Annotated in this window: 19 protein-coding genes; 4 read left to right on the top strand and 15 right to left on the bottom strand. The window is 73.3% G+C overall.

The genetic code is table 11. The features are described from left to right. Positions 1-19: 19 nt before the first annotated feature. From ftsW to mraZ, 9 genes are all read right to left on the bottom strand, one after another. Complete coding sequence (gene ftsW / locus AC1DWH_RS10280; protein WP_456844396.1) at positions 20-1,273, bottom strand: putative lipid II flippase FtsW; 1,254 nt, start codon at positions 1,271-1,273, stop codon at positions 20-22. Further along, positions 1,270-2,703 carry a UDP-N-acetylmuramoyl-L-alanine--D-glutamate ligase gene (gene murD, locus AC1DWH_RS10275; protein WP_477093574.1) on the bottom strand — a complete coding sequence of 478 codons (1,434 nt, stop codon included), beginning with the start codon at positions 2,701-2,703 and terminating at the stop codon, positions 1,270-1,272. The genes ftsW and murD overlap by 4 nt, the downstream gene beginning before the upstream one ends. Then, a complete protein-coding gene (mraY, locus tag AC1DWH_RS10270) occupies positions 2,704-3,786 on the bottom strand; it encodes a phospho-N-acetylmuramoyl-pentapeptide-transferase (RefSeq protein ID WP_456844398.1) in 1,083 nt (360 codons plus the stop codon). It lies immediately after the preceding gene. Continuing rightward, positions 3,783-5,234, bottom strand: a complete 1,452-nt coding sequence (locus AC1DWH_RS10265; RefSeq protein ID WP_477093573.1) for a UDP-N-acetylmuramoyl-tripeptide--D-alanyl-D-alanine ligase — start codon at positions 5,232-5,234, stop codon at positions 3,783-3,785. Before AC1DWH_RS10265 ends, mraY begins: the two co-directional genes overlap by 4 nt. Next, the gene (locus tag AC1DWH_RS10260; protein WP_477093572.1) at positions 5,231-6,808 is read right to left on the bottom strand and encodes a UDP-N-acetylmuramoyl-L-alanyl-D-glutamate--2,6-diaminopimelate ligase; all 1,578 of its coding nucleotides are present in this window, start codon (positions 6,806-6,808) and stop codon (positions 5,231-5,233) included. The genes AC1DWH_RS10265 and AC1DWH_RS10260 overlap by 4 nt, the downstream gene beginning before the upstream one ends. A 49-nt stretch (positions 6,809-6,857) precedes the next feature. Further along, positions 6,858-8,765 carry a peptidoglycan D,D-transpeptidase FtsI family protein gene (locus tag AC1DWH_RS10255; RefSeq protein ID WP_477093571.1) on the bottom strand — a complete coding sequence of 636 codons (1,908 nt, stop codon included), beginning with the start codon at positions 8,763-8,765 and terminating at the stop codon, positions 6,858-6,860. Next, positions 8,762-9,037, bottom strand: a complete 276-nt coding sequence (ftsL, locus tag AC1DWH_RS10250) for a cell division protein FtsL (protein WP_456844402.1) — start codon at positions 9,035-9,037, stop codon at positions 8,762-8,764. Before ftsL ends, AC1DWH_RS10255 begins: the two co-directional genes overlap by 4 nt. A gap of 137 nt (positions 9,038-9,174) precedes the next feature. Continuing rightward, a complete protein-coding gene (gene rsmH / locus AC1DWH_RS10245) occupies positions 9,175-10,200 on the bottom strand; it encodes a 16S rRNA (cytosine(1402)-N(4))-methyltransferase RsmH (RefSeq protein WP_477093570.1) in 1,026 nt (341 codons plus the stop codon). A gap of 146 nt (positions 10,201-10,346) precedes the next feature. Further along, positions 10,347-10,823, bottom strand: coding sequence for a division/cell wall cluster transcriptional repressor MraZ (mraZ, locus tag AC1DWH_RS10240; RefSeq protein ID WP_456844404.1), 477 nt, complete (start codon positions 10,821-10,823; stop codon positions 10,347-10,349). 358 nt (positions 10,824-11,181) lie between these two features. Between mraZ and AC1DWH_RS10235 the strand changes: the two genes are divergently transcribed. The 3 genes from AC1DWH_RS10235 to AC1DWH_RS10225 are packed head-to-tail and all read left to right on the top strand — an operon-like array spanning position 11,182 to position 15,712. Beyond that, on the top strand, positions 11,182-12,180 hold the full coding sequence (locus tag AC1DWH_RS10235; RefSeq protein WP_456844405.1) for an AAA family ATPase: 999 nt from the start codon (positions 11,182-11,184) through the stop codon (positions 12,178-12,180). Continuing rightward, the gene (locus AC1DWH_RS10230) at positions 12,180-13,427 is read left to right on the top strand and encodes a DUF58 domain-containing protein (RefSeq protein ID WP_477093569.1); all 1,248 of its coding nucleotides are present in this window, start codon (positions 12,180-12,182) and stop codon (positions 13,425-13,427) included. The genes AC1DWH_RS10235 and AC1DWH_RS10230 overlap by 1 nt, the downstream gene beginning before the upstream one ends. Further along, positions 13,424-15,712 carry a transglutaminase TgpA family protein gene (locus AC1DWH_RS10225; protein WP_477093568.1) on the top strand — a complete coding sequence of 763 codons (2,289 nt, stop codon included), beginning with the start codon at positions 13,424-13,426 and terminating at the stop codon, positions 15,710-15,712. The genes AC1DWH_RS10230 and AC1DWH_RS10225 overlap by 4 nt, the downstream gene beginning before the upstream one ends. Here AC1DWH_RS10225 and AC1DWH_RS10220 read toward each other — a convergent pair. Genes AC1DWH_RS10220 through AC1DWH_RS10210 form a run of 3 tightly spaced genes read right to left on the bottom strand, consistent with a single transcriptional unit; the run spans position 15,657 to position 17,868 of the window. Then, complete coding sequence (locus AC1DWH_RS10220; RefSeq protein ID WP_456844408.1) at positions 15,657-16,061, bottom strand: DUF3040 domain-containing protein; 405 nt, start codon at positions 16,059-16,061, stop codon at positions 15,657-15,659. The genes AC1DWH_RS10225 and AC1DWH_RS10220 overlap by 56 nt on opposite strands. Positions 16,062-16,100: 39 nt before the next feature. Then, positions 16,101-17,375: a DNA polymerase IV gene (gene dinB / locus AC1DWH_RS10215; protein WP_477093567.1), complete on the bottom strand. Its 1,275-nt coding sequence runs from the start codon at positions 17,373-17,375 to the stop codon at positions 16,101-16,103. Positions 17,376-17,397: 22 nt separating this feature from the next. Continuing rightward, positions 17,398-17,868 carry an SAV_6107 family HEPN domain-containing protein gene (locus AC1DWH_RS10210; protein ID WP_477093566.1) on the bottom strand — a complete coding sequence of 157 codons (471 nt, stop codon included), beginning with the start codon at positions 17,866-17,868 and terminating at the stop codon, positions 17,398-17,400. Between the two features lie 106 nt (positions 17,869-17,974). Here AC1DWH_RS10210 and AC1DWH_RS10205 point away from each other — a divergent pair, with 106 nt between their 5' ends. Further along, the gene (locus tag AC1DWH_RS10205) at positions 17,975-18,853 is read left to right on the top strand and encodes a spermidine synthase (RefSeq protein ID WP_477093565.1); all 879 of its coding nucleotides are present in this window, start codon (positions 17,975-17,977) and stop codon (positions 18,851-18,853) included. Between the two features lie 48 nt (positions 18,854-18,901). Here AC1DWH_RS10205 and AC1DWH_RS10200 read toward each other — a convergent pair whose 3' ends face one another. The 3 genes from AC1DWH_RS10200 to AC1DWH_RS10190 all read right to left on the bottom strand — a co-directional run bounded on the left by AC1DWH_RS10200 (position 18,902) and on the right by AC1DWH_RS10190 (position 20,814). Next, positions 18,902-19,105, bottom strand: a complete 204-nt coding sequence (locus tag AC1DWH_RS10200) for a cold-shock protein (protein WP_028049841.1) — start codon at positions 19,103-19,105, stop codon at positions 18,902-18,904. Positions 19,106-19,366: 261 nt separating this feature from the next. After that, complete coding sequence (locus tag AC1DWH_RS10195; protein ID WP_456844412.1) at positions 19,367-20,302, bottom strand: proteasome assembly chaperone family protein; 936 nt, start codon at positions 20,300-20,302, stop codon at positions 19,367-19,369. A 71-nt stretch (positions 20,303-20,373) separates the two neighbouring features. After that, on the bottom strand, positions 20,374-20,814 hold the full coding sequence (locus AC1DWH_RS10190; RefSeq protein ID WP_477093564.1) for a response regulator: 441 nt from the start codon (positions 20,812-20,814) through the stop codon (positions 20,374-20,376). Positions 20,815-20,820 lie beyond the last annotated feature (6 nt).

The following is a 20,820-nucleotide window of genomic DNA, read 5'->3' as shown; positions in this document are numbered from 1 at the left end:
GGTCGGGACTGGTCGTGCGTCAGCCACGGGACCGCCCGATGACGGCCAGCGACCGGCGCACCACGGACGGCCGCGCGGCGAGCGCCTCCGCGGCGCCCGGTTCCGAGCGCGCGAAGGCGATGAGCACGCCGAGGGCAGCCATGGTCATGATCAGCGCCGAACCACCGGCCGAGACCAGCGGGAGCGGGACGCCGATGACCGGCGCGAGCCCGATGACGACCGCGACGTTGACCAGCGCCTGGCCGATGATCCAGCACAGGATCGCCCCGGTGGTGATCTGCACGAACGGGTCCGGGTGGCGGCGGATCACGCGGATCATCGCGAAGGCCAGCAGGCCGAAGAGCCCGAGCACCAGCAGCGTCCCGATGAGCCCGAGCTCCTCGCCCAGGATCGCGAAGATGAAGTCGTTGTGCGCGGCCGGCAGGTACGACCACTTCTCGCGGCTCTCCCCCAGCCCCAGACCGCCCCAGCCGCCGCTCGCCAGGCCCCAGCCGCCGTGCAGGGTCTGGTAGCAGGCGGTCGCGACGTCGCACTGGTCCGAGAGCCACGACGTGATCCGGTCGGTGCGGTTCTTGCTGGTGACCGTGAGCAGAGCGGTCAGCCCGCCGGCCAGCAGCGCCGCGAACCCGAACATCCGCATGGGCACCCCGGCGACGAACAGCGCGCCCGCCACCAGCATGATCAGGACGAGGGCGGTGCCCAGGTCGTGCCCGGCGAGAACCACGAGGATCGCCAGGCCGGCCACCGGGACCGCCGGGATCAGGGCGTGCTTCCACTGGCGCAGGAGGGGCAGCTTGCGGGCGAGCACGGCGCCGAGCCAGACGGCGAGGGCGAGCTTGATGGTCTCGGACGGCTGCGCGGAGAAGCCACCGACGCACACCCAGTTCTGGTTGCCGCCGGCGCCGCAGCCGAGCGGCGTGAACACCGTGAGCTGGAACAGGATGGCGAACGCCAGGGCGGGCCACGCGATGGTCTGGAAGAACCGCACCGGCGCGCGCGAGAGCCCGAACAGGATCGGCAGGCCGATCAGCGCGAACTTCGCCTGGTCGAGGAAGACCGCGTACGGCGAGTGCCCGTCGTCCAGGGACTCGACGCTCGAGCTCGACAGGACCATGACCAGGCCGATCACGAGCAGCAGGGCCGTCGCGCCGAGCAGGACGTAGTAGCTGGTGACCGCGCTGTTCCACTGGCCGAGCAGCGAGCCGGTGCTGGTACCCGGCTCGTCAGCGCGCTCGTTCGGGGGCAGCCGCGGGCGGCCGGTCGTCGCGGTCATCGGTCCCCCAGTGCGTGCACGGCTGCGGCGAACTCCTCACCCCGCGCGGCGTACGACGTGAACTGGTCCATCGAGGCGCAGGCGGGGGCGAGCAGCACCGTGGTCGCGTCGCCCACGGGTGCCGCGGCGGCGAGCCGTCGGGCCTCGTGCACGGCGCGGGTCATCACCGGGCCAGTCTCACCGGCGTCGACCTCGACCACGGGGACCTCGGGTGCGTGTCGGGCGAGAGCCTCACGCAGCGGCGCCCGGTCCACCCCGATGAGGACGACGGCCTTGAGGCGGTCCCGCCGTGCCGCCACGAGCTCGTCGAACTGCGCCCCCTTGGCCAGGCCGCCCGCGATCCAGACGACGCTGCCGGGCGCGAACGCGCCGAGGGCGGCCGCCGCCGCGTGGGCGTTCGTGGCCTTCGAGTCGTCGACGTAGGCCGCGCCGTCGACCACGGCGACCGTGGCCAGCCGGTGCGCCCCGGGCCCGTAGGCGCGCAGGCCCGCCCGGATCGCCGCCGGGGCGACGTCGTGCGCCAGCGCGAGGGACGCGGCGGCGAGCGCGTTCGCGACGACGTGCGGCGGCACCGTGCCGTCGGGGCCGGCCAGCTGCGCCAGGTCGTCCAGCGTGCCCAGCTCGGCGGCGTGCGTGTGCCGGAGCCGGGAGAACCCGCGGTCCACCAGCACGTCCTCCACGAGCCCGACCTGCCCGACCAGCGGCGTGCCCAGCGTGAAGCCCACGGCGACGGCACCGTCCTCGACGTCCGCCTCCCGCACGAGGTGCTCGGTCACGGGGTCGGCCAGGTTGTACACGCACGCCACCTGCGCGTGCTCGAAGATGCGTCCCTTGTCGGCCGCGTACGCATCCAGCGACCCGTGCCAGTCGAGGTGGTCGGGCGCGACGTTGAGCACCGCGGCGGCCTGCGCCGACATCGAGTGCGTGAAGTGCAGCTGGAAGCTCGACAGCTCCACCGCCAGGACGTCCACGGTCGGGTCCGTCGCGGCGAGCACCACGGGGGTGCCGACGTTGCCGACCGCGACCGCGTTCTCGCCGCCCGCGCGCAGGATCGACTCGAGCATGCCGACGGTCGTGGTCTTGCCGTTGGTCCCGGTCACGGCGAGCCAGGGCGCGGGTCCGCCCCCCGACGCGCGGTCGACGCGCACGTGCCACGCCAGCTCGACCTCGCTCCACACCGGCAGGCCGCGCTCCAGGGCTGCGGCGATCAGCGGGTGGTGCGGCGGGAGGCCGGGCGAGGCGACGACCAGGTCGGCCCGCTCCAGCACCGTGCCCGCGAGCAGCTCGGCGGAGCCGATCACGTCGTCCGCGCGGTCGTCGACGGGCACCACGCGCGCACCCCGGGAGGCCAGCACCTCGACCGCGGCACGGCCGGACACGCCCTGCCCGGCGACCACCACGAGGGCGCCCTCCAGCACGAGCTCGGACACCTAGCCGGCCACCCACTCGGCGTAGAAGATGCCGACGCCGAGCGCGACGAAGAGCCCGGCGATGATCCAGAACCGGATGACGATCGTCACCTCACCCCAGCCCGAGAGCTCGAAGTGATGATGCAGCGGCGCCATCTTGAACACACGTTTGCCGGTCATCTTGAAGAAGCCGATCTGGATGACGTCCGAGAGCACCTCGAGCACGAACAGGCCACCGATGATCGCGGCGAGGATCTCGGTGCGGGACATGATCGACAGGCCGGCCAGCGCGCCGCCGAGGGCGAGCGAGCCGGTGTCGCCCATGAAGATCTTGGCGGGGCTGGCGTTCCACCACAGGAACCCGAAGCACGCGCCCGTGATGGCGGCCGCGATGACCGCGAGGTCCAGCGGGTCCCGGGTCTCGTAGCAGCGGGGGCCGGCGCTCGCGAGGAACTGGCAGCTCTGGTTGAACTGCCACACCCCGACGATGACGTACGCGCCGAACACGATGAGCGAGACGCCGGTGGCCAGGCCGTCGAGCCCGTCGGTGAGGTTGACCGCGTTGGACCACGCCGTGATCAGGAAGTTCGCCCAGACGACGAACAGGATGATCCCCAGGGTCACGCCCCAGAACGCCAGGTCCAGGTTGGTGTCGCGGATGAACGAGATGTGGGTCGAGGCCGGCGTGCGGAACTTCTCGTTGGGGAACTGCAGGGCAGCGACCGCGAAGGTCACGCCCACGACGCCCTGCCCGAGGATCTTCCAGCGTGCCTTGAGCCCGAGGCTGCGCTGCCGCGAGATCTTGATGAAGTCGTCGAGGAAACCGACCACGCCGAGCCCGGTCATCAGGAACATGACGAGGACGGCCGACGCGCTGGGCACCGTGCCGGTGGCGACGAGGCCACCCAGCCAGCCGATCAGGGTGGCCGCGATGATGACGACGCCGCCCATGGTCGGGGTGCCGCGCTTGGTGAAGTGCGCGGTCGGGCCGTCCTGCCGGATGAACTGGCCGTACTGCTTGTGGACCAGGTACCGGATGAACAGGGGCGTGCCCAGCAGTGCGATGAGCATCGCGAGGCCGCCGGAGATGAGGAGGGCCTTCACCGGGCGCCCCCCTCGACGAGCGCGTCGCCCAGCTTCCACAGGCCGGCGCCGTACGACGACTTCACCAGCACGACGTCGCCGGGCCGCAGCTCGCTCTCGAGGAACGCGGTGGCCACGTCCAGGTCGTCGGCGAGCACCACCTCGTCGCCCCAGGAGCCCTCGTGGTTGGCGCCGTCGCGAATGGCGCGCGCGCCGTCGCCCACGACCACGGTCAGGCCGATGTTGAGACGGACGCAGAGCCGGCCGATGGCGTCGTGCGCCTCCCGCGCACCGGGGCCGAGCTCGAGCATCTCGCCCAGCACCGCGATCGAGCGACGGTCCCGCCCGGCCAGCACGGCCAGCGCCTTGAGCGCCGCGCGCATGGAGTCCGGGTTCGCGTTGTACGAGTCGTCGACGACGGTCACGCCGTCGGGCCGGTCCACCACGTGCATCCGGTGCGGGCTGAGCACGTCGGCGTCGCTCAGTCCGGCGGCCACCTGGTCGAGGTCGAGACCGACCGCGAGGGCCGCGGCCGCGGCGCCGAGCGCGTTGTGCACGTGGTGCTCCCCGACCAGTCGGAGCGTGACCTGCGCCGAGCGCTCCTCGGCGCCGCGCTCGACGAGCGTGAAGGTGGCCCGGCCGGACCGGTCCAGTCGCACGTCGCGGACACCGACCGTCGCCTCGGGTGCCGCGCCGAACGTCACGACGTCCCCCGGCGCCAGCGAGGCCATCGCCGACACCCGCGGGTCGTCGGCGTTGAGCACCGCGACGCCGTCGGACACCAGGCCCTGCACGATCTCGGCCTTGGCCACGGCGACGGCCTCGATGCCACCGAAGCCGCCGAGGTGCGCCTGCCCGACGATGAGCACCACGGCCACGTCGGGCGGCGCGATGTCCGTGAGGTAGGTCAGGTGCCCGGGCCCGCTGGCGCCCATCTCGAGCACGAGGAACCGGGTCGACTCGTCGGCGCGCAGCACGGTCAGCGGCAGCCCGATCTCGTTGTTGAACGAGCGGACGGGCGCGATCGTCGGTCCGACGCTGCCGCACAGCTGCGCGAGCAGGTCCTTGGTCGTCGTCTTGCCGACGGAGCCGGTGATGCCGACGACCTTCAGCTCGCTGCCGCCGGGCTCGTGCGAGGCCTCGCGCAGCCGCTCGAGCACCACGCGGGCGAGATCGCCCAGCGCCTTCTCGACGTCGGTCACGACGACGCTGGGCAGCACGGCGCCGCCGCTGCCGACCACGTCGCGGGCGGCGAGCACCAGCGCGGCGCCCCGGGCCACCGCGACGGCGGCGTAGTCGTGGCCGTCGACGTGCTCGCCGGGCAGCGCGACGAAGAGGCCGCCGGTCACGTCGTCGCGCGAGTCGACGACGACCGGGCCGCTGACGACGAGCGCCGGGTCCGTCGCCGCGGAGCCGCGCAGCACGCCACCGGTCGCGGCCGCGATCTCGGCCGCGGTGAGGGCGATCACGCGTGCTGCTCCTGACGGGCGAGGCGTGCCGCGATCAGCACGTCACGGTCGTTGTAGCGGTGGAACACGCCGGCGATCTCCTGTGTCGGTTCGTGGCCCTTGCCCGTGATGATCACGGTGTCCTGCTCGGCGGCGAGGTCGAGGGCGTCGCGGATGGCCTGCGCGCGGCTGGTGGCCTCGTGCACGTCGACCATGTCCGGGCGTTGCACCCGGACCCCGTCGAGGATGGCGGACCGGATGGCCGACGGCTCCTCGGAACGCGGGTTCTCGTCCGTGACGACGATCACGTCGGCCAGGCGCGCGGCGATCTCTCCCATGATCGGACGCTTGCCCTGGTCCCGGTCGCCGTCGGAGCCGAACACGATGACGAGGCGGCCGGGCGTGATCGGGCGCACCGCGTCGAGCGCCAGGACGAGCGCGTCGGGCGTGTGCGCGTAGTCGACGATGGCGAGCGGGAAGCCGTCGCCGCGCTCGATGACCCGCTCCATCCGGCCCGGGATCTCGTGGGCCACCGCGACGGCGGCGATCGCCTGGTCGAGGTCCACGCCCGCCGCGTGCGCGAGCACGATGGCCAGGGCAGCGTTGGAGACGTTGACGAGACCCGGCAGCGGGCTGGTGGCCGCGTGCTCGACGCCGTCCGGCCCACGCAGCGTGAAGCTCGACCCGACGCCGTCCAGGCCGATGTCCGCGGCGGTGACCGCCCAGTCCGCGTCCGCGCCCTCCGGCTCACCGACGTGCGTGGCCAGCGACTCGACGGGGATCGGGGACTCCGCGGCCAGCCGTCGGCCCCACTCGTCGTCGACCACGACCACGCCGCGGCGCGCCTGACCGCGCGCGAACAGCCGGGACTTGTCCCGGAAGTAGCCCTCCATGTCGCCGTGGAAGTCGAGGTGGTCGCGCTGCAGGTTGGTGAAGCCGACGACGTCGAACGTCAGCCCGTGGACGCGGCCCAGCGCGAGGGCGTGCGACGAGACCTCCGTGGACATCGCGGTAGCGCCGCGCTCGACGGCCACCGCGAGGATCGCCTGCAGCGCCGGCGCCTCGACCGTCGTGCGCGGGCTCTCGACCGCGTCCGGCCCGATCCGCAGCTCGACGGTGCCGAGCACCGCGGTCGTCGCGTGCGCGGCCCGCAGCGCGGCGTCGAGGAAGTACGTCGTCGTCGTCTTGCCGTTGGTCCCCGTGACGCCGACCGTGACCAGCCGCTCGCCGGGCGCGTCGTGCGCCCACGCAGCCACCGGGCCGGCGATCGCTCGTGGGTCGTCCGCGACCAGGACGGCGACCGCGTCCGTCAGGCCGGCGGACTCCAGGTGGGTCAGACCGGCCTCGTCCGTGAGCACGGCCACAGCGCCGGCGTGGACCGCCTGGGCCGCATACGTGGCGCCGTGGACCTTGAAGCCGGTGACGGCGACGAACACGTCACCGGGCTCCACGTCGCCGCTGGCGAGCGTCACGCCGGTCAGCAGGGCGTCGTCGGCCACCGGGACACCGCGGGTGACCAGGGAGAACGTCTCGACGAGGTCGGCGACCCGATGGGCCGCGGGATGCAGCGGGCGCATCCGAGCGGGGGTCGTCATGGGGAGAATCTACCCCGGGCGGCACTCTCGGCCTCCCGGCCGGTGCGGTTCACCACGTCGTGGGGAAGAGCGTCCCCGCGGTGCCCGACGGGGCGACGCCGAGCTCGCTGAGCGTGTACCCGGCCACGTCCGAGAAGACCGGGGCGGCGACCGTGCCACCGTAGATCGACGACCTCGGGTTGTGCAGGATCACCGCGACGGCGATGCGCGGGTTGTCCGCGGGCGCGACGCCGATGAACGACGCCGTGATGCCCTGCACCCCGCCCACCCAGTTCTGCGCGGTACCCGTCTTGCCGGCCACCTGGTAGCCGGGGATCGCAGCGCTGGACCCCGTGCCGTCGTCGACCACGCTCTGCATCATCGTCAGCACCGTCTTCGCCGTCTCCGCCGAGACCACCTGGGTCTTCGCGGCCGGCGCGACGGGCGTGTAGACGCCGTCGGGCGACGTCCAGCCCTTGATGATGTGCGGCTGCACGCGCACGCCGCCGTTGGCGATGGTCTGGAACACCTGGGTCGCCTGGATCGCGGTCACCGACACGGACTGGCCGAACAGCACGGCGAACTTGTCGCGCCGCTGCCAGGTGTCGACCGGGTGCAGGATGCCGTTCGACTCCCCCGGCATCTCGATCCCGGTCTTGGCCCCGAACCCGAACTTGGCGAGGTAGTCGTACCGCGTCTGCACGGGCAGGCTCTGGCCGATCATCACGGTGCCGGTGTTGGAGGACTCGGCGAGCACGCCGGTCGTCGTGAGCGGCAGCACGCCGTGCTCGTGCGAGTCCTTGAACGTCTCGTGGCCGTCGGGCGAGTACGTGTAGGGCACCGACCACTGCGAGAGCGGCGTCGCGATGTTGTTCTCGAGGATCGCGGACATCGTGATGACCTTGCCGGTCGAGCCGGGCTCGAAGACGTCCGAGACCGCGCTGGACAGCGAGCCCGACGCCTCCCCGGGGTGGTTCGGGTCCACCGAGCCGGAGTCCGCCAGCGCGTAGACCTCGCCGGTCTTGGTGTCCATGACGATCAGCGACCCGGAGTCGGCGCCGGTGGCGGCCACCTGGGCGTCGAGCGCCGACTGGGCCTTCCACTGCACGTCCGACAGCAGCGTGAGCTGGACCGAGTCACCCTGCCGCGCCGGCGTGTCCTTGGTGTACCCGCCGGGGATCGCCTGCCCCTTGCGCCCGCTCTCGTACGTCTCGCTGCCGGCCGTGCCGGTGAGGCGCGGGTTGAGCGACGCCTCGAGGCCGGCCAGGCCGACGCCGTTGGAGTTGACGAAGCCGATGACGTTCCCGGCGAGCGTGTTGTTGGGGTAGACGCGCTCGGCCACCCGGTCGACGTTCACGCCGCTCAGGCCCAGCTTGCGGACCTCGCGGGCGACCTCGGGCAGCACGCCCTTGCGGATGTACACGAACTGACGGTCGCCCACCAGGGAGCCGCCCAGCTCGGCGGCGTTCATGTCGAGCAGCGGCGCGAGCACGGCCGCGACCCCCGCGGCGCCGTCCGGGACCGGCGGGTTGACCGTCCCCGTGAACTTGGCGACGAGCCGCTGGTTCACCGAGATGTCGTAGCGCTCGACCGACGTCGCCAGGGGGTTGCCCTCGGCGTCCGTGATGTCGCCGCGCCCGCCGAGCATCGCCACGGAGATGAGCCGGGAGTTGCGCGCCTGCTCGGCGATGCTGGCGCCGCGCAGCCCCTGGACGTAGACCAGGCGCCCGCCGAAGACGGCGAGCGCCAGCACGATCAGGGCGGTGAGCAGGGCCATGCGGGCGCGGGAGCCCGGCTGGACCGGTCCGGCCGGTGGCCTGCCGCCGCGGGTGCCGCGGGACCCGGGGTTGCGGGGCTTTCCGGGCGGCACGACGACGGTCGGCGGGCCGCCCTGCGTGCGCTGCCGCGGGACGGTCGTGCCGGCGGCCCGGTTGGAGGGCGCGGTGCGGGCGCGCGTGCGCTCGACCGGTGTCGTCATCCGCCCGCTCCGGCCGGCTCGGGTGCGCCCTGCACGCTGCCGTCCGAGAGCCGCAGCCAGCCCGTGCCGTTGGTCGGCACCATCCCCAGCGCGGCCGCGGACGCCGCGAGCTGGGTGGGCGACGCCTTGGCGTCGAGCTGCGCGGTCAGGTCCTGCGCGTCCTGGTCGAGCCGGCCCAGCTCGTTCGACAGGTCGTACTTGGCGTACGCGCTCGCCGCCATGGAGGTGTTGAGGAGCAGCGCGGAGAGGAGCGCGCCGGCGAGGACAGCCATGCAGGCAAGGATGAACGGAACTCGCGTCCTGGCGTGCTCCGGCGCGCGGACGACGCGAAGTCGGGGTGCGGGTGCACTTGTCGGGCGCGGGCGGGCCGGGGCCGGGTACGCGGTTGCTCGGGCAGCGGACTGGGCGCTCATGCTGCCCTCCTTCCGGTCTGGCGGGGCTTGAGGTGGTCGGGCGTGGGACGGACGCGTTCGGCGGCGCGGAGCCGGACGGACTGCGACCTCGGGTTGTGCGCCAGCTCGGCCTCGTCGGCCTCCTCGGCGCCCCGGGTCACCAGGCGCAGGAACGGCGCGTGCGTCTCGGGCTCGACCGGCAGGTCGGGCGGTGCGCTGGACGTGGCGCCGACGGCGAGCGCGCGCTTGACCGCCCGGTCCTCCAGCGAGTGGTAGGACTCGACGACGATCCGGCCGCCGACCGCGAGCGCCTCGATCGACTGCGGCAGCGCGCGCTCGAGGACCTCGATCTCGCCGTTCACCTCGATCCGCAGCGCCTGGAACGTGCGCTTGGCGGGGTTGCCCCCGGTCTTGCGGGTCGCGGCCGGGATGTTGGCCCGCACGATGCTCACCAGCTCGCCGGTGCGCTCGAGCGGCCGCCGGGCACGCTGGGCGACGATCGCGCGGGCGATGCGCGGCGCGAACCGCTCCTCGCCGTAGACCCGCAGGATCCGGGCCAGGTCGCGCTCGTCGTAGGTGTTGAGCACGTCCGCGGCCGTCTGCCCGGTCGTCGCGTCCATCCGCATGTCGAGCGGGGCGTCGGCCGAGTAGGAGAAGCCGCGCTCGCGCTCGTCGAGCTGCAGCGACGACACGCCGAGGTCCATGAGGACGCCCTGGACCTTGGGGATGCCCAGCCGGTCCAGCACGTCGTTGATCTCGTCGTAGATGGCGTGCACGCCGGTGAACCGGTCGCCGAACGGGGCCAGCCGGCGGCCCGCCAGCTCGAGCGCCTGGGTGTCGCGGTCGAGGCCGACCACCCGGACGTGCGGGAACGCCTGCAGGACGCCCTCGGTGTGCCCGCCCATGCCGAGCGTGGAGTCGACCATCACCGGGCGCTCGACGTCGAACGCCGGGGCCAGCAGGTCGAGGCAGCGCTGCAGCAGCACCGGGGTGTGCCGGGAGGCGGCGTCGGACGACGTGTGCCCAGGCGTGTTCTCGGTCATCGCTGCTCCCCTCCCCAGGTGGCACGGAATTGGTCAGGCGGCCCCTCCGCCGTCCGACCAGATCCCCCACCGACCCTCTGCCACCGGGGAAGTGCGGCAGAGATTCGGGAGGAGGTCTCACCGGGCGGCCCGTTCGGGCCAGTGCGCTAGAAGGGACCGTTCGGGAAGACCTCCTCCGCGGTGTCGGCGTAGCCGGCCTCCTGCTCGGCCAGGTACGTCTCCCACGCGGTGAGGTCCCAGATCTCGACCCGGGTGCCGGTGCCGATGACGGCGACGTCACGCTCGAGCCCCGCGTACTTGCGGAGCATCGGCGGGATGGAGATGCGCCCCTGGCGGTCCGGCAGCTCGTCGCTGGCGCCCGACAGGAACACACGCAGGTAGTCACGGGCCTGGCGGCTGGTGACCGGGGCCTGGCGCAGCTGGTCGTGCATGCGGCGGAACTCGTCGACGGGGAGCAGGAACAGGCATCGCTCCTGGCCACGGGTCATCACGAGGCCCGGAGCCAGCTGGCCGCGGAACTTGGCCGGAAGGATGAGCCGCCCCTTGTCGTCCAGGCGCGGCGTGTACGTCCCGAGGAAGGGCGCGAAGGAGCTGAAGACGCCGGACGACGACTCATGCGACACCCCGCCTCCCTCCGCTCCTCCGACGCGAGACTCCCTGCCTCACCACGTGCCTCCACGGTACTCCACTTCACTCCACCCGCCACGTGACGGACGCACGATTCACCCGATCGAAGGTGTAAAAGCCCAGGTCAGAATCGGTGGGGCGAAGTGGAGGGATCCAGCGGCCCGGGGCCCCGCCGGGGCGTGTCGAGGGGCGTCCGGGCGCTCGGATTGCGGAGCGACCGGACGAATCGCCCGGTCGCGGCGCCACAAGGGCGCTCCGCCGGGTGGGTGGTGGAGCGAAGTGGGGGCGCCGTGGGCGATGAACAACGCGCGCCCGACCTTTAGGCTCGGACGCAGTTCCGCCAAAGGAGGCGTCATGCTGCAGGCAGTCCCGTCGTCGAGCGAGCTCGAGGACGTCGTCGAGACCACGCTACGGATGCGTGCCGCGGTCGAGGGTGTGGTGACCGGCCGGCCCGAGCTGGTGCGGGTCACCGTCGCCGTGCTGCTCGCCGAGGGGCACCTGCTCCTCGAGGACGTGCCGGGCGTCGGCAAGACCACTCTCGCCAAGGCGCTGGCCAAGACCATCGACTGCACCGTGGGGCGGATCCAGTTCACGCCGGACCTGCTGCCGTCGGACCTGACCGGCGTCAACATCTTCCGGTCGCAGACGCACGAGTTCGAGTTCCGGCCCGGCCCCGTCTTCGCGCACGTGGTCATCGGCGACGAGATCAACCGCGCCTCGCCCAAGACCCAGTCCGCGCTGCTCGAGTGCATGCAGGAGGCGCAGGCGACCGTCGACGGGCGCACCTATCCCCTACCGCGTCCGTTCCTCGTGGTGGCCACGCAGAACCCCGTGGAGATGGAGGGCACGTACCCGCTGCCCGAGGCCCAGCGCGACCGGTTCATGGCGCGACTCACGGTCGGCTACCCGAGCATCGAGTCCGAGCTGGACATGCTCGACCTGCAGGAGACGTCCGACCCGCTGGACACCCTGCGACCGGTGACCGACGCCGCGCAGGTCAAGGCCCTCATCGAGACCACCCGCCGCCTGTTCGCGGCACCCGCGGTCAAGCGCTACGTGGTCGACCTGGTGACCGCCACGCGTGAGGACCAGGGCCTGCGGCTCGGCGCCTCCCCGCGCGCGGCGATCCAGCTGCTGCGGGCGGCCAAGGCGCTCGCCGCCATGGACGGCCGCGACCACGTGCTCCCCGACGACGTCCAGCAGCTCGGCGTGCCGGTGCTCGCGCACCGCCTGCTGCCCAGCACGGAGTCCCGGCTGTCCGGGCGCAGCACGTCCGACATCGTCACCGACATCCTCGACCGGATCCCGCTGCCCTCGGCGGCGGGCACCGCGCGCTCCCGCCGCGCGATCTGATGCGACTGCGACCCACCCCCCGCGGCTGGGCGATCGGCGTCGCCGGCATCGCCGCGCTGCAGCTCGGCGTGGTGCTCGGCGCCGTCGACCTGGTGCGCATCGGCACGCTCGCGCTCCTGCTCGTGGTGGGCGCCGCGGTCGGCGTCGGCCTGCTCGACCCCGGTCGCGGCAAGCACCGGCTCAACGTCCAGCGTCGCGCGACCCCCAACCCGGTCCACGCGGGCGACGAGGCGCAGATCGAGGTCACGATCTCGGCGACCGATCCCGCGGCGCGCGTCCGGCTGGCCGGGCTGAAGTTCGCCGAGCAGGCGGCCACGGAGCTCTCCGGTGGCCGCCCGCTGCGCGCGCGCGTCAGCCGGGCGCCCCGCAAGGTCACCGTCAGCTACGCGGTGCAGGCGGCCCGGCGCGGGCGCTGGCCGCTCGGCCCGCTGGTGGTGACGCGCAGCGACCCGTTCGGGGTGGTCCGCACGTCGGCGACGCTGGGCGAGCAGGCCGAGGTGTCGGTCTGGCCCGCGGTGGTGCCTCTGCCGACGCCCAGCGACGTCCTGGTGGGCGAGCCCGACCGCGTCGCACTGGGGGCACGGACGCCGTCGACGGACGACGCGTCGCTGCGCGACTACCGCGAGGGCGACGACCTGCGGCGCGTGCACTGGAGCAGCAGCGCCCGCAAGGGCGCGCTCATGGTCCGCTCCGACGAGCGGGCCGGCATGCGCCCGGTGTCCGTGCTGCTCGACCTGCCCGCGAAGGTGGCCAACCTCGAGTGGTCGATCTCGCTGGCCGCCTCGATGTCGCTGGCCATGCTCGACGGCGGCCACCCCGTGCGGCTCGTCAGCGGCCTGCGCGACGACGCCTCGCCCTACCCGCTCGCGTTCGTGCACAACCGGACGGGCCCCGGCGCGCGCAACGCGGTGCTCGACCGCACCATCGACCTCGAGTCGCCCCGCACCTCCGCGATCGGCGAGGCGGAGCTCGTCTCGGCCGCGCACCTCCTGCAGACGACGGACGCGGGCGGCGAGATCGTCCTCGCGGTCCTCGGCCCGCTCGGCGCGGCGGCACGGGCCGCGCTCGCGCACGTCGCCGACAACGCCCAGGCCTGGGCCGTCGTCCGGGCGGACACCCCCGCGCACGAGGCCGAGGCCGAGCACACGATCAAGGCGCTGCGCCGGGCCGGCTGGCGGGCCTGCCGCGTGACGCCGGGCGAGCCGATCGTCGACTGCTGGCTGCGGCTCCTGGGGTCGGCACAGTGACCGGGCGTCCGCAGCGCATCCCCCGGGGCTCGCGCTCCGTCCTGGGGTCCGCCCTCTGCGCCGCCGCCACCTGCGCGAGCCTGTACGCGCTCACCGGTCTGATCGAGCGCGGCGGCTGGCTCGCGGCGACCTGGGCGATCGTGCTGGTCGTCGCTGCGATCGTCATCGGCGTGCGCGCCGTTACCCGCTCCTGGTGGGCACCCACCCTGGCCGGCACCGTGGTCGCCGTCGGCATCATCCTGGTCCGCTACGGAGCGCCCCCGGGACGGCTGCAGGTGCTGCCCGACACCGGCTCGCTCGAGCGCACGCTGGCCGCCGCGCACGAGGGCGTCGCCGTCATCAACGCCTCGCTCGTGCCGATGGCCGGCGTCCGGCCCGCCGAGCTGCTCGTGGTCGTCGGCGCGGTCGCCGTGTTCCTCCTCGCCGACCTGGTCGCGATCGGGCTCGGCCTGCCGGCGCTGGCCGGATTCGCGTTCGCCGCGCTGTGGATCCCGGCGATCATCCTCGGGTTCCCCGCCAGCGGGTGGGCGATCGCCTGGACCGCGTTCTTCTACCTGCTGCTCCTCGCGCTCAGCGCCGCCCCCGCGTCCGCCCACAGCGACCGCGCCCGACGGATCTCGGTCGCGGTGATGTGCTCGCTCTCGCTGATCGTCGCGACCCTGATCGCCGGGCCGGCCGTCGCGGCCTTCCCCGGCTGGGCGAGCCTGAGCATGCCCAGCTTCGGCAGCGGGCCGGTCGGACCCATGTCGCTCAGCGACGACCTGGACCTGCGTGACAGCCTGGGCTCCCGGTCCTCGCAGGTCGTGCTGCGCTACACGGTCAACCCCGTCGCGCCGGACCCGGGCGACGGCACCGCGCCCACGCCGACTCCGACCGCCACGGCGGCCACCGTCAGCGCGGCCGCCGTCGGCCCCCTGCGCGCCTTCACGCTCACCACGTTCGACGGGCAGTCGTGGGACCGCGCGGACTCCTTCGAGATGGTCCCGTGGGACCCGGCGACGCTCCTGTCCTCCGACCCCGCCGTGCGTGGCACCCTCCCCGACCCCGAGCGCGGCACCCTCGCCGACGTCCAGGTCGAGGTCGGCGGACTGCGCGAGCGTCGGCTGCCGATGAGCACGTTCCCCCGCACGGTCGACGTGCCCGGCACCTGGGAGTACGACACCGAGCGCGACGAGGTCGTGGGTCGGCGCGGCACCTTCGACGGCATGGCCTACGCCATGACCGTCGAGATCCCCTCGCTGACCGCCGACGACCTCGCCGCCGCGGAGATCGGCGACCCCGGCGACGACGGAGCCTCGCTCGTCGTCCCCGAGACCAGCCACACGCAGGACATCGCCGACCTGGCGAAGGAGGTCACCGCCGACGCGACGACCCCCTACGAGCAGGCGATGGCCCTGCAGACCTACTTCCGGGCGACGACGAACTTCACCTATGACACCCGCGTCGCGCCCTCCCGGACCAAGGACGCCGTCTGGGACTTCCTGCAGTCGAAGCGCGGGTACTGCGTCCAGTTCTCGACCTCGATGACGATGATGGCCCGCACCCTGGGCATCCCCGCCCGCGTCGGCGTCGGCTTCCTGCCGGGCGAGTCCGACCGCAACGGCACCTACGTGGTGACCGGCCACGAGTCGCACGCCTGGCCCGAGCTGTTCTTCGAGGGCTACGGCTGGGTGCGGTTCGAGCCGACGCCCGCCGTGCAGACCGGAGCCCCGCCGCAGTGGAGCGACCCGTTCCGCGGGATCTCCGCGCCGGCCGGGCAGCCCGACGACGTGCTGCCCACCGCGCGCCCCCAGTCGACCGCCTCGACCGCTCCGGGCGGACAGTCCAGCACCGGCTCCACCGACGACGCCGGGCGCGCATGGCTGCCCGCCGCGGTCACGGTCGCGATCGTGCTGGCCATCGCCTCGTTCGGCCTGGCGATCCTGCGGCGCCGCACCCGGTTCCTCGCCGATCTCACCCCCGAGCGGGCCTGGCTGCGCGCGCGCAAGCGGCTCGCCGCCCGCGGGATCGTGTGGACCGACTCGGACACGCCGCGCACCGTCGTGGCGTCGGTGCAGGAGCAGCTGGTGCAGCTGTGCGGGTCACCCCTGACCGGGGCGCCGGAGGAGGCTCTGGTGGCGCTGGCGCTGACGTTCGAGCGCGACCGTTACGCGCCGCAGCAGCCCGACGTCGAGCCGGCCGTGCTGGCCGGGTGGGTGGAGGAGATGATGAGCGGCGTCGAGACGCTGCTCAGCGACCGCTCTCGCCGCGCCGCCGTTCCCAGCGCTCCTCGAGACGGCTCATGAAGCTGCTGCGCTGACGAGCCGGCGGCGTTGCCGGCTTCACCTTGCCATCCGTCTGCACGACGCCCTGCGGCCCCGAGCGACGCCCGGACCCTCGGCGGGGGTCTGCGAACGCGAACGCCACCGCGGCGAACATCACGACGAACCCGACGACACCCAACCAGGCCAGGCTGTTCGCCGCGCCGAGCACGAGCAGCAGCAGACCGACGGACGCACCGACTCCCGCGATGACGTATCGGCCGAACGGGCGATGCCCGCGCTGGGTCAGCGTGTTCGCGAGCCGGGGATCGTCAGAGGTCAGCTGCCGTTCCATCTGCTCGAGCACGCGCTGCTCGTACTCCGAGAGAGGCATCCTGACCCCCGTTGTCAGCTCTGTGGACCTTCTTCCGGTTCAGGATAGATCCGCCGGAACGAAGGTGGTAGTCGACCGTGAGGATACTCCTGTCGACTGAGGGGCTCCTGCGGAGATCGACGCCCTCCCGAACCGGTCCCGCACCATGTCCATGGCCCGTTCGGCGTCCCGTCGTGAGGCCGTCGGCTGGTCCGACGCCTCCTCGAGGGTCGGCTGCCGGACCGTCGACGACGCGGGCGACAACCCTTCCGCCCGGACCCCGACCAGCCGCACCGGCAGCCCGCCCAGATCGACCCCGGCGATGAGCTCCCGGGCCGCCAGGAACAGCTCGCGGCCGACGTCCGTCGGGGTCAGCAGGGTGCGCGAACGGGTCAGCGTGCGGAAGTCCGACGTCCGCACCTTCACGGTGATCGTGCGGGTGACCAGGCCGTTCCTGCGCAGCCGGACCGCGCACCGGTCGGCCAGCTCCCGGGCCTTCTCCTGCACCACGACCAGGTCGGCGACGTCCGCCGGGAACGTCTCCTCGGCGCTCAGCGACCGCTCCTCACGGCCGGGCCGGACCGGCCGCGGATCCCGCCCCCACGACAGGTCGAACAGGTGCGCCCCGGCGACCTTCCCGACGGCGTTCTGCACCGTGGACACGTCGCTGTCCGCGAGCTCCGCGACCGTGCGGATCCCCCACCGGGCCAGCGCCGCCTCCGTCTTTTCACCCACTCCCCAGAGCGCCCCGACCGGCAGGACGCGCAGGAACTCGACCGTCGCCGCGCGCGGGACCAGCAGGACGCCGTCCGGCTTGGCGTGCCCGGACGCGAGCTTGGCGACGAACTTGGTCGAGGCGATGCCCACGGAGCACGTGATCCCGAACTGCTCGCGCACCTGGCGACGGATGAGCTGGGCGATGATCGTCGGGGGTCCGAGCCGGCGACGGGCACCCGCGACGTCGAGGAACGCCTCGTCGACGCTCACCTGCTCGACCAGCGCCGTCACGTCACCGAGCACGCGCATCACCCCGGTCGAGACCTCGTGGTACGCGTGGTGGTCGGGCGGGACGACGACCGCGTGCGGGCACTGCCGCAGCGCGACCGACATCGGCATCGCCGCGTGCACCCCGAAGGCCCGCGCCTCGTACGTCGCCGCCAGCACCACCCCGCGGTTCGCGCCGCCCACGATCACCGGCAGCCCTCGCAGCTGGGGCCGGCGCGCGAGCTCCACCGAGGCGAAGAACGCGTCCATGTCGACGTGCAGGATCGAGCAGCCGATCTCCTCGCGGCCCCAGTCCCGCTTCGCCCCGGCAGACCGGGGTCCGCGGCTCATGCCACGGCCCCGCCGCCGGTGCTCACGACGCCCGCAGGACGCGCATGCTCAACGTGCGCCCGGCGACGGCGCCCGCGCCCCCGTGCACCAGCTCACGCACGGCGGCGACGAAGTCCTCCGCGGCGCACACCGCCTCCTCGCCCCGCTGGGGCCCGACCAGCTCGAACCTGCCGGCGTCCACCGCCGACCGCAGCGGGGCGGCCTCCGCGAAGTACGTCGACCACGAGCTCAGCTCCGGAGCGACCGCCCCGAGCATGGCCCAGACCGTGCGGGGGGCGCCCCGGCCGGTCGGGGTGCCGCGGAAGGCGACGACGGCGGCACCGGCCCGGAGGGCGGCGAGGTGCGCGTGCGAGAGCTGCTCCCAGGGCTCGGGAGAGAACTGTGCGGCGAGCAGCTCGGCGTCCGCGCGGCCGAGCAGCTCGTCCACCCGCGCCGGGATGGGCGCTCCCGTGGTCGTCCCACCCGCGCTGCGCCGACCGAGCTGCTGGTCCATGCCGCCGTCCCCTTTCACCTGCCGTCGATCCGTGACCCCAGTATCGAACACCTGTTCGATCTGCGTCAAGCCCTCCCGCCGTCCGAGCGCCCCGTAGCGTGGCCCCATGGCCGCCCGCGACCGCTCCGCCCGACGCAGCCCAGGCTCGCACCGACCACCCACACGGACCCGCGCCGGGACGCCGTGGCCCACGGGGCCGCTGCCCATCGCCACCGGCACCGTCGAGCTGGTCCGCGACCTCGACGACCCCGACGGCGTCACCGTGCTGGTCAACGGCGTGCCCAGCTCGTACCTCGATCTGGCGGACCCCACGCACCTCGACTTCGAGTACATGCAGCAGATGGCCGCGGTGATCGAGCGCGTCGGCGACGTCGGCGGCCCGCTGGACGTCGTCCACCTCGGCGCCGCGGGCTGCGCGCTCGCGCGGGCGGTCGACGCCACCCGGCCGGGCTCCCGCCAGCTGGCGGTGGAGCTCGACGTGACGCTGACCGAGCTGGTCCGCGGCTGGTTCGACCTGCCGCGCTCCCCCGCGCTGCGGATCCGCGCCGGGGACGCACGCGCGGAGCTGGAGAAGCTGGCCGACGCATCGGCGGACGTCGTCGTGCGGGACGTCTTCGCGGGCGACCTCACGCCGGCGCACGTGCGCACGCGCGAGATGGTGGCGCACGTGGCGCGGGTCCTGCGGCCGGGCGGGGTGTACCTGGTCAACTGTGCCGACCGACCGCCGCTGACCGGGGCGCGGGCCGAGGGCGCGACCCTGCGCGAGGCGTTCGGCGACGTCGCGGTGATCGCCGAGCCCGGGCTCCTGCGCGGGCGGGGCTACGGGAACGTCGTGCTCGCCGCCACGGACGACCCGGACCTGCTCGGGTCCGCCCCGCTGGCCCGGGCCGTCCGCAGCCTGCCGGCGCCCGCGCGGCTGCTGCACGGCGAGGAGGTCACGGCCTTCGTCGGGAGTGCTCCCGCCCTCGTCGACCCGCCGGCATGACGAAGGGCCGCACCCGAGGCGGGTACGGCCCTTCGCACGAGCCTGCGATCAGAGCGGGCGGACGCTCTCGGCCTGGGGGCCCTTGGCGCCCTGCGTGATCTCGAACTCGACGCGCTGGCCCTCGTCGAGGCTGCGGTAGCCCGAGGAGTCGATCGCGGAGTAGTGGACGAAGACGTCGGCGCCGCCGCCGTCCTGGGCGATGAACCCGTAGCCCTTCTCAGCGTTGAACCACTTGACAGCACCCTGTGCCATGTTCGTTTCCTTCTGTCCATCCGGTGACAGCGCCGGCCTTCTGCCCGCACCGTGCCGCAATGCCTCACGTCCTGCACCGGGTGGCCCAGCCGCGAGCGGCTGGTCGGAACCGACCCCCGGGCCTGGGCCCGGGTGACGACGCCGGTCAAGCGAGTACGTCACTGCAACGTGTGCATCCTTACATCGGGCCCGCGGGCGGCGCCACGGTTTCGCCCTTCCGGCGCACTCGCTTTGACAACGATCTGGTAAAGGCGACGGGCCTCAGATCGCCGGGCCGTCGTCGCCCTGCTGCGCCAGGAAGCGCTCGAACTCGGCACCCAGCTCGTCCGCCGTCGGCAGGTCGGTCGACCCGGCGAGCAGGCTGGTCCGGCCGATGTTGCGCGTGAACGAGTCGTACTGCTCCTCGAGCGCGTGCACCACGGCCGCGACGTCCTCGGACCCCGTGACCTGCCGCTCGATCTCGTGCATGGCCTCGTCGGCGGCCGCGGTCAGCGATCCCACCTGCAGGTCGAGGCCGGTCGCGCGCTCGACGTTGGTGAGCGCTGCCTGGCTGGCCTGCGGGAACGCGGACTGCGCGAGGTAGTGCGGCACGTGCACCGCGAAGCCGACCGCGTCGTGGCCCGACTGCCCCAGCCGCAGCTCCAGCAGCGCGCTCGCGCTCGCCGGCACCTGGACCGTGCCGAACCACGAGGTGTGGTCGGCGACGAGCTCGGGACGGGTGGCGTGCGCCGTGACCGACAGCGGTCGGGTGTGCGGGATGCCCATCGGGATCCCATGCACGCCCACGGTCAGCGGGACGTCGAAGCGCTCGACGATCTGCCGGACGGCGGCCACGTAGCGCTCCCACTGCACGTCCGGCTCGACGCCGTGCAGGAGCAGGAACGGCACGCCCGCCGCGTCCTGCACCAGGTCGACGACCAGCTCGGGCTCCGCGTAGGACGACCACGTGGTCTGGTCGAACGTCATGACCGGCCGCCGCGACCGGTAGTCGAGCAGCTGGTCGACGTCGAAGGTCGCCAGGCGGGTGGTCGGCAGCTCGTCGACCAGGTGCTCCGCGGCCAGCTGGCCGGCGTTGCCCGCGTCCACGAAGCCGCGCACCACATGCACGAGCACGGGACCAGCGCCGTTCACGGTCCGCGCCTCGACCTGGGCGGCGACCTCCGGGTCGACGTCGTAGATCTCGCTCGGGTTCAGCATGGGGTTGCGCTCACTTCCGTCCGGTCCGGGTTACCGGGGACAACACACGCCCCCGGTGAGTTCTTCCCGGATCAGCGACCGGGGAGCCGGACCACCTCGACGAAGAACTCGTCGATCTGTCGGACGACCTCGATGAACCGGTCGAAGTCCACCGGCTTGGTGACGTACGCGTTGGCGTGCAGCGCGTAGCTGCGCACCACGTCCTCCTCGGCCTCCGACGTGGTCAGGACGACCACGGGGATGGAGCGCAGGCCGTCGTCGGCCTTGAGGGCCTGCAGGACCTCGCGGCCGTCCATCCGGGGCAGGTTGAGGTCGAGCAGGATCAGGTCGGGCGTCGGGGCCTCGACGTGCTCGCCCTCCTTGCGCAGGAACTCCAGGGCGCTGACGCCGTCCGAGACGACCGACAGGCGGTTGCGGAGCTTGTTGTCCTCGAACGCCTCGCGGGTCATCAGGACGTCGCCGGGGTCGTCCTCGACCAGGAGGACGTCGATGATCTTGGTGCTCGTGGGCACAGGGGC

The sequence above is a fragment of the Cellulomonas sp. P2_F12 genome (assembly GCF_056403775.1).
The sequence above is the reverse complement of the archived record's forward strand: the minus strand, read 5'-3'. Positions and strand labels throughout refer to the sequence as shown.

What these genes read in the sequence shown, in the direction of transcription:
- AC1DWH_RS10205 (WP_477093565.1), top strand. Translation starts at nt 17,975, where the DNA reads ATGGCCGCCCGCGACCGCTCCGCCCGACGCAGCCCAGGCTCGCACCGA.
- rsmH (WP_477093570.1), bottom strand. Translation starts at nt 10,200, where the DNA reads ATGACCGAGAACACGCCTGGGCACACGTCGTCCGACGCCGCCTCCCGG.
- AC1DWH_RS10210 (WP_477093566.1), bottom strand. Translation starts at nt 17,868, where the DNA reads ATGGACCAGCAGCTCGGTCGGCGCAGCGCGGGTGGGACGACCACGGGA.
- AC1DWH_RS10235 (WP_456844405.1), top strand. Translation starts at nt 11,182, where the DNA reads ATGCTGCAGGCAGTCCCGTCGTCGAGCGAGCTCGAGGACGTCGTCGAG.
- ftsW (WP_456844396.1), bottom strand. Translation starts at nt 1,273, where the DNA reads ATGACCGCGACGACCGGCCGCCCGCGGCTGCCCCCGAACGAGCGCGCT.
- AC1DWH_RS10200 (WP_028049841.1), bottom strand. Translation starts at nt 19,105, where the DNA reads ATGGCACAGGGTGCTGTCAAGTGGTTCAACGCTGAGAAGGGCTACGGG.
- dinB (WP_477093567.1), bottom strand. Translation starts at nt 17,375, where the DNA reads ATGAGCCGCGGACCCCGGTCTGCCGGGGCGAAGCGGGACTGGGGCCGC.
- AC1DWH_RS10260 (WP_477093572.1), bottom strand. Translation starts at nt 6,808, where the DNA reads ATGACGACCCCCGCTCGGATGCGCCCGCTGCATCCCGCGGCCCATCGG.
- AC1DWH_RS10255 (WP_477093571.1), bottom strand. Translation starts at nt 8,765, where the DNA reads ATGACGACACCGGTCGAGCGCACGCGCGCCCGCACCGCGCCCTCCAAC.
- AC1DWH_RS10230 (WP_477093569.1), top strand. Translation starts at nt 12,180, where the DNA reads ATGCGACTGCGACCCACCCCCCGCGGCTGGGCGATCGGCGTCGCCGGC.
- AC1DWH_RS10220 (WP_456844408.1), bottom strand. Translation starts at nt 16,061, where the DNA reads ATGCCTCTCTCGGAGTACGAGCAGCGCGTGCTCGAGCAGATGGAACGG.
- ftsL (WP_456844402.1), bottom strand. Translation starts at nt 9,037, where the DNA reads ATGGCTGTCCTCGCCGGCGCGCTCCTCTCCGCGCTGCTCCTCAACACC.
- AC1DWH_RS10195 (WP_456844412.1), bottom strand. Translation starts at nt 20,302, where the DNA reads ATGCTGAACCCGAGCGAGATCTACGACGTCGACCCGGAGGTCGCCGCC.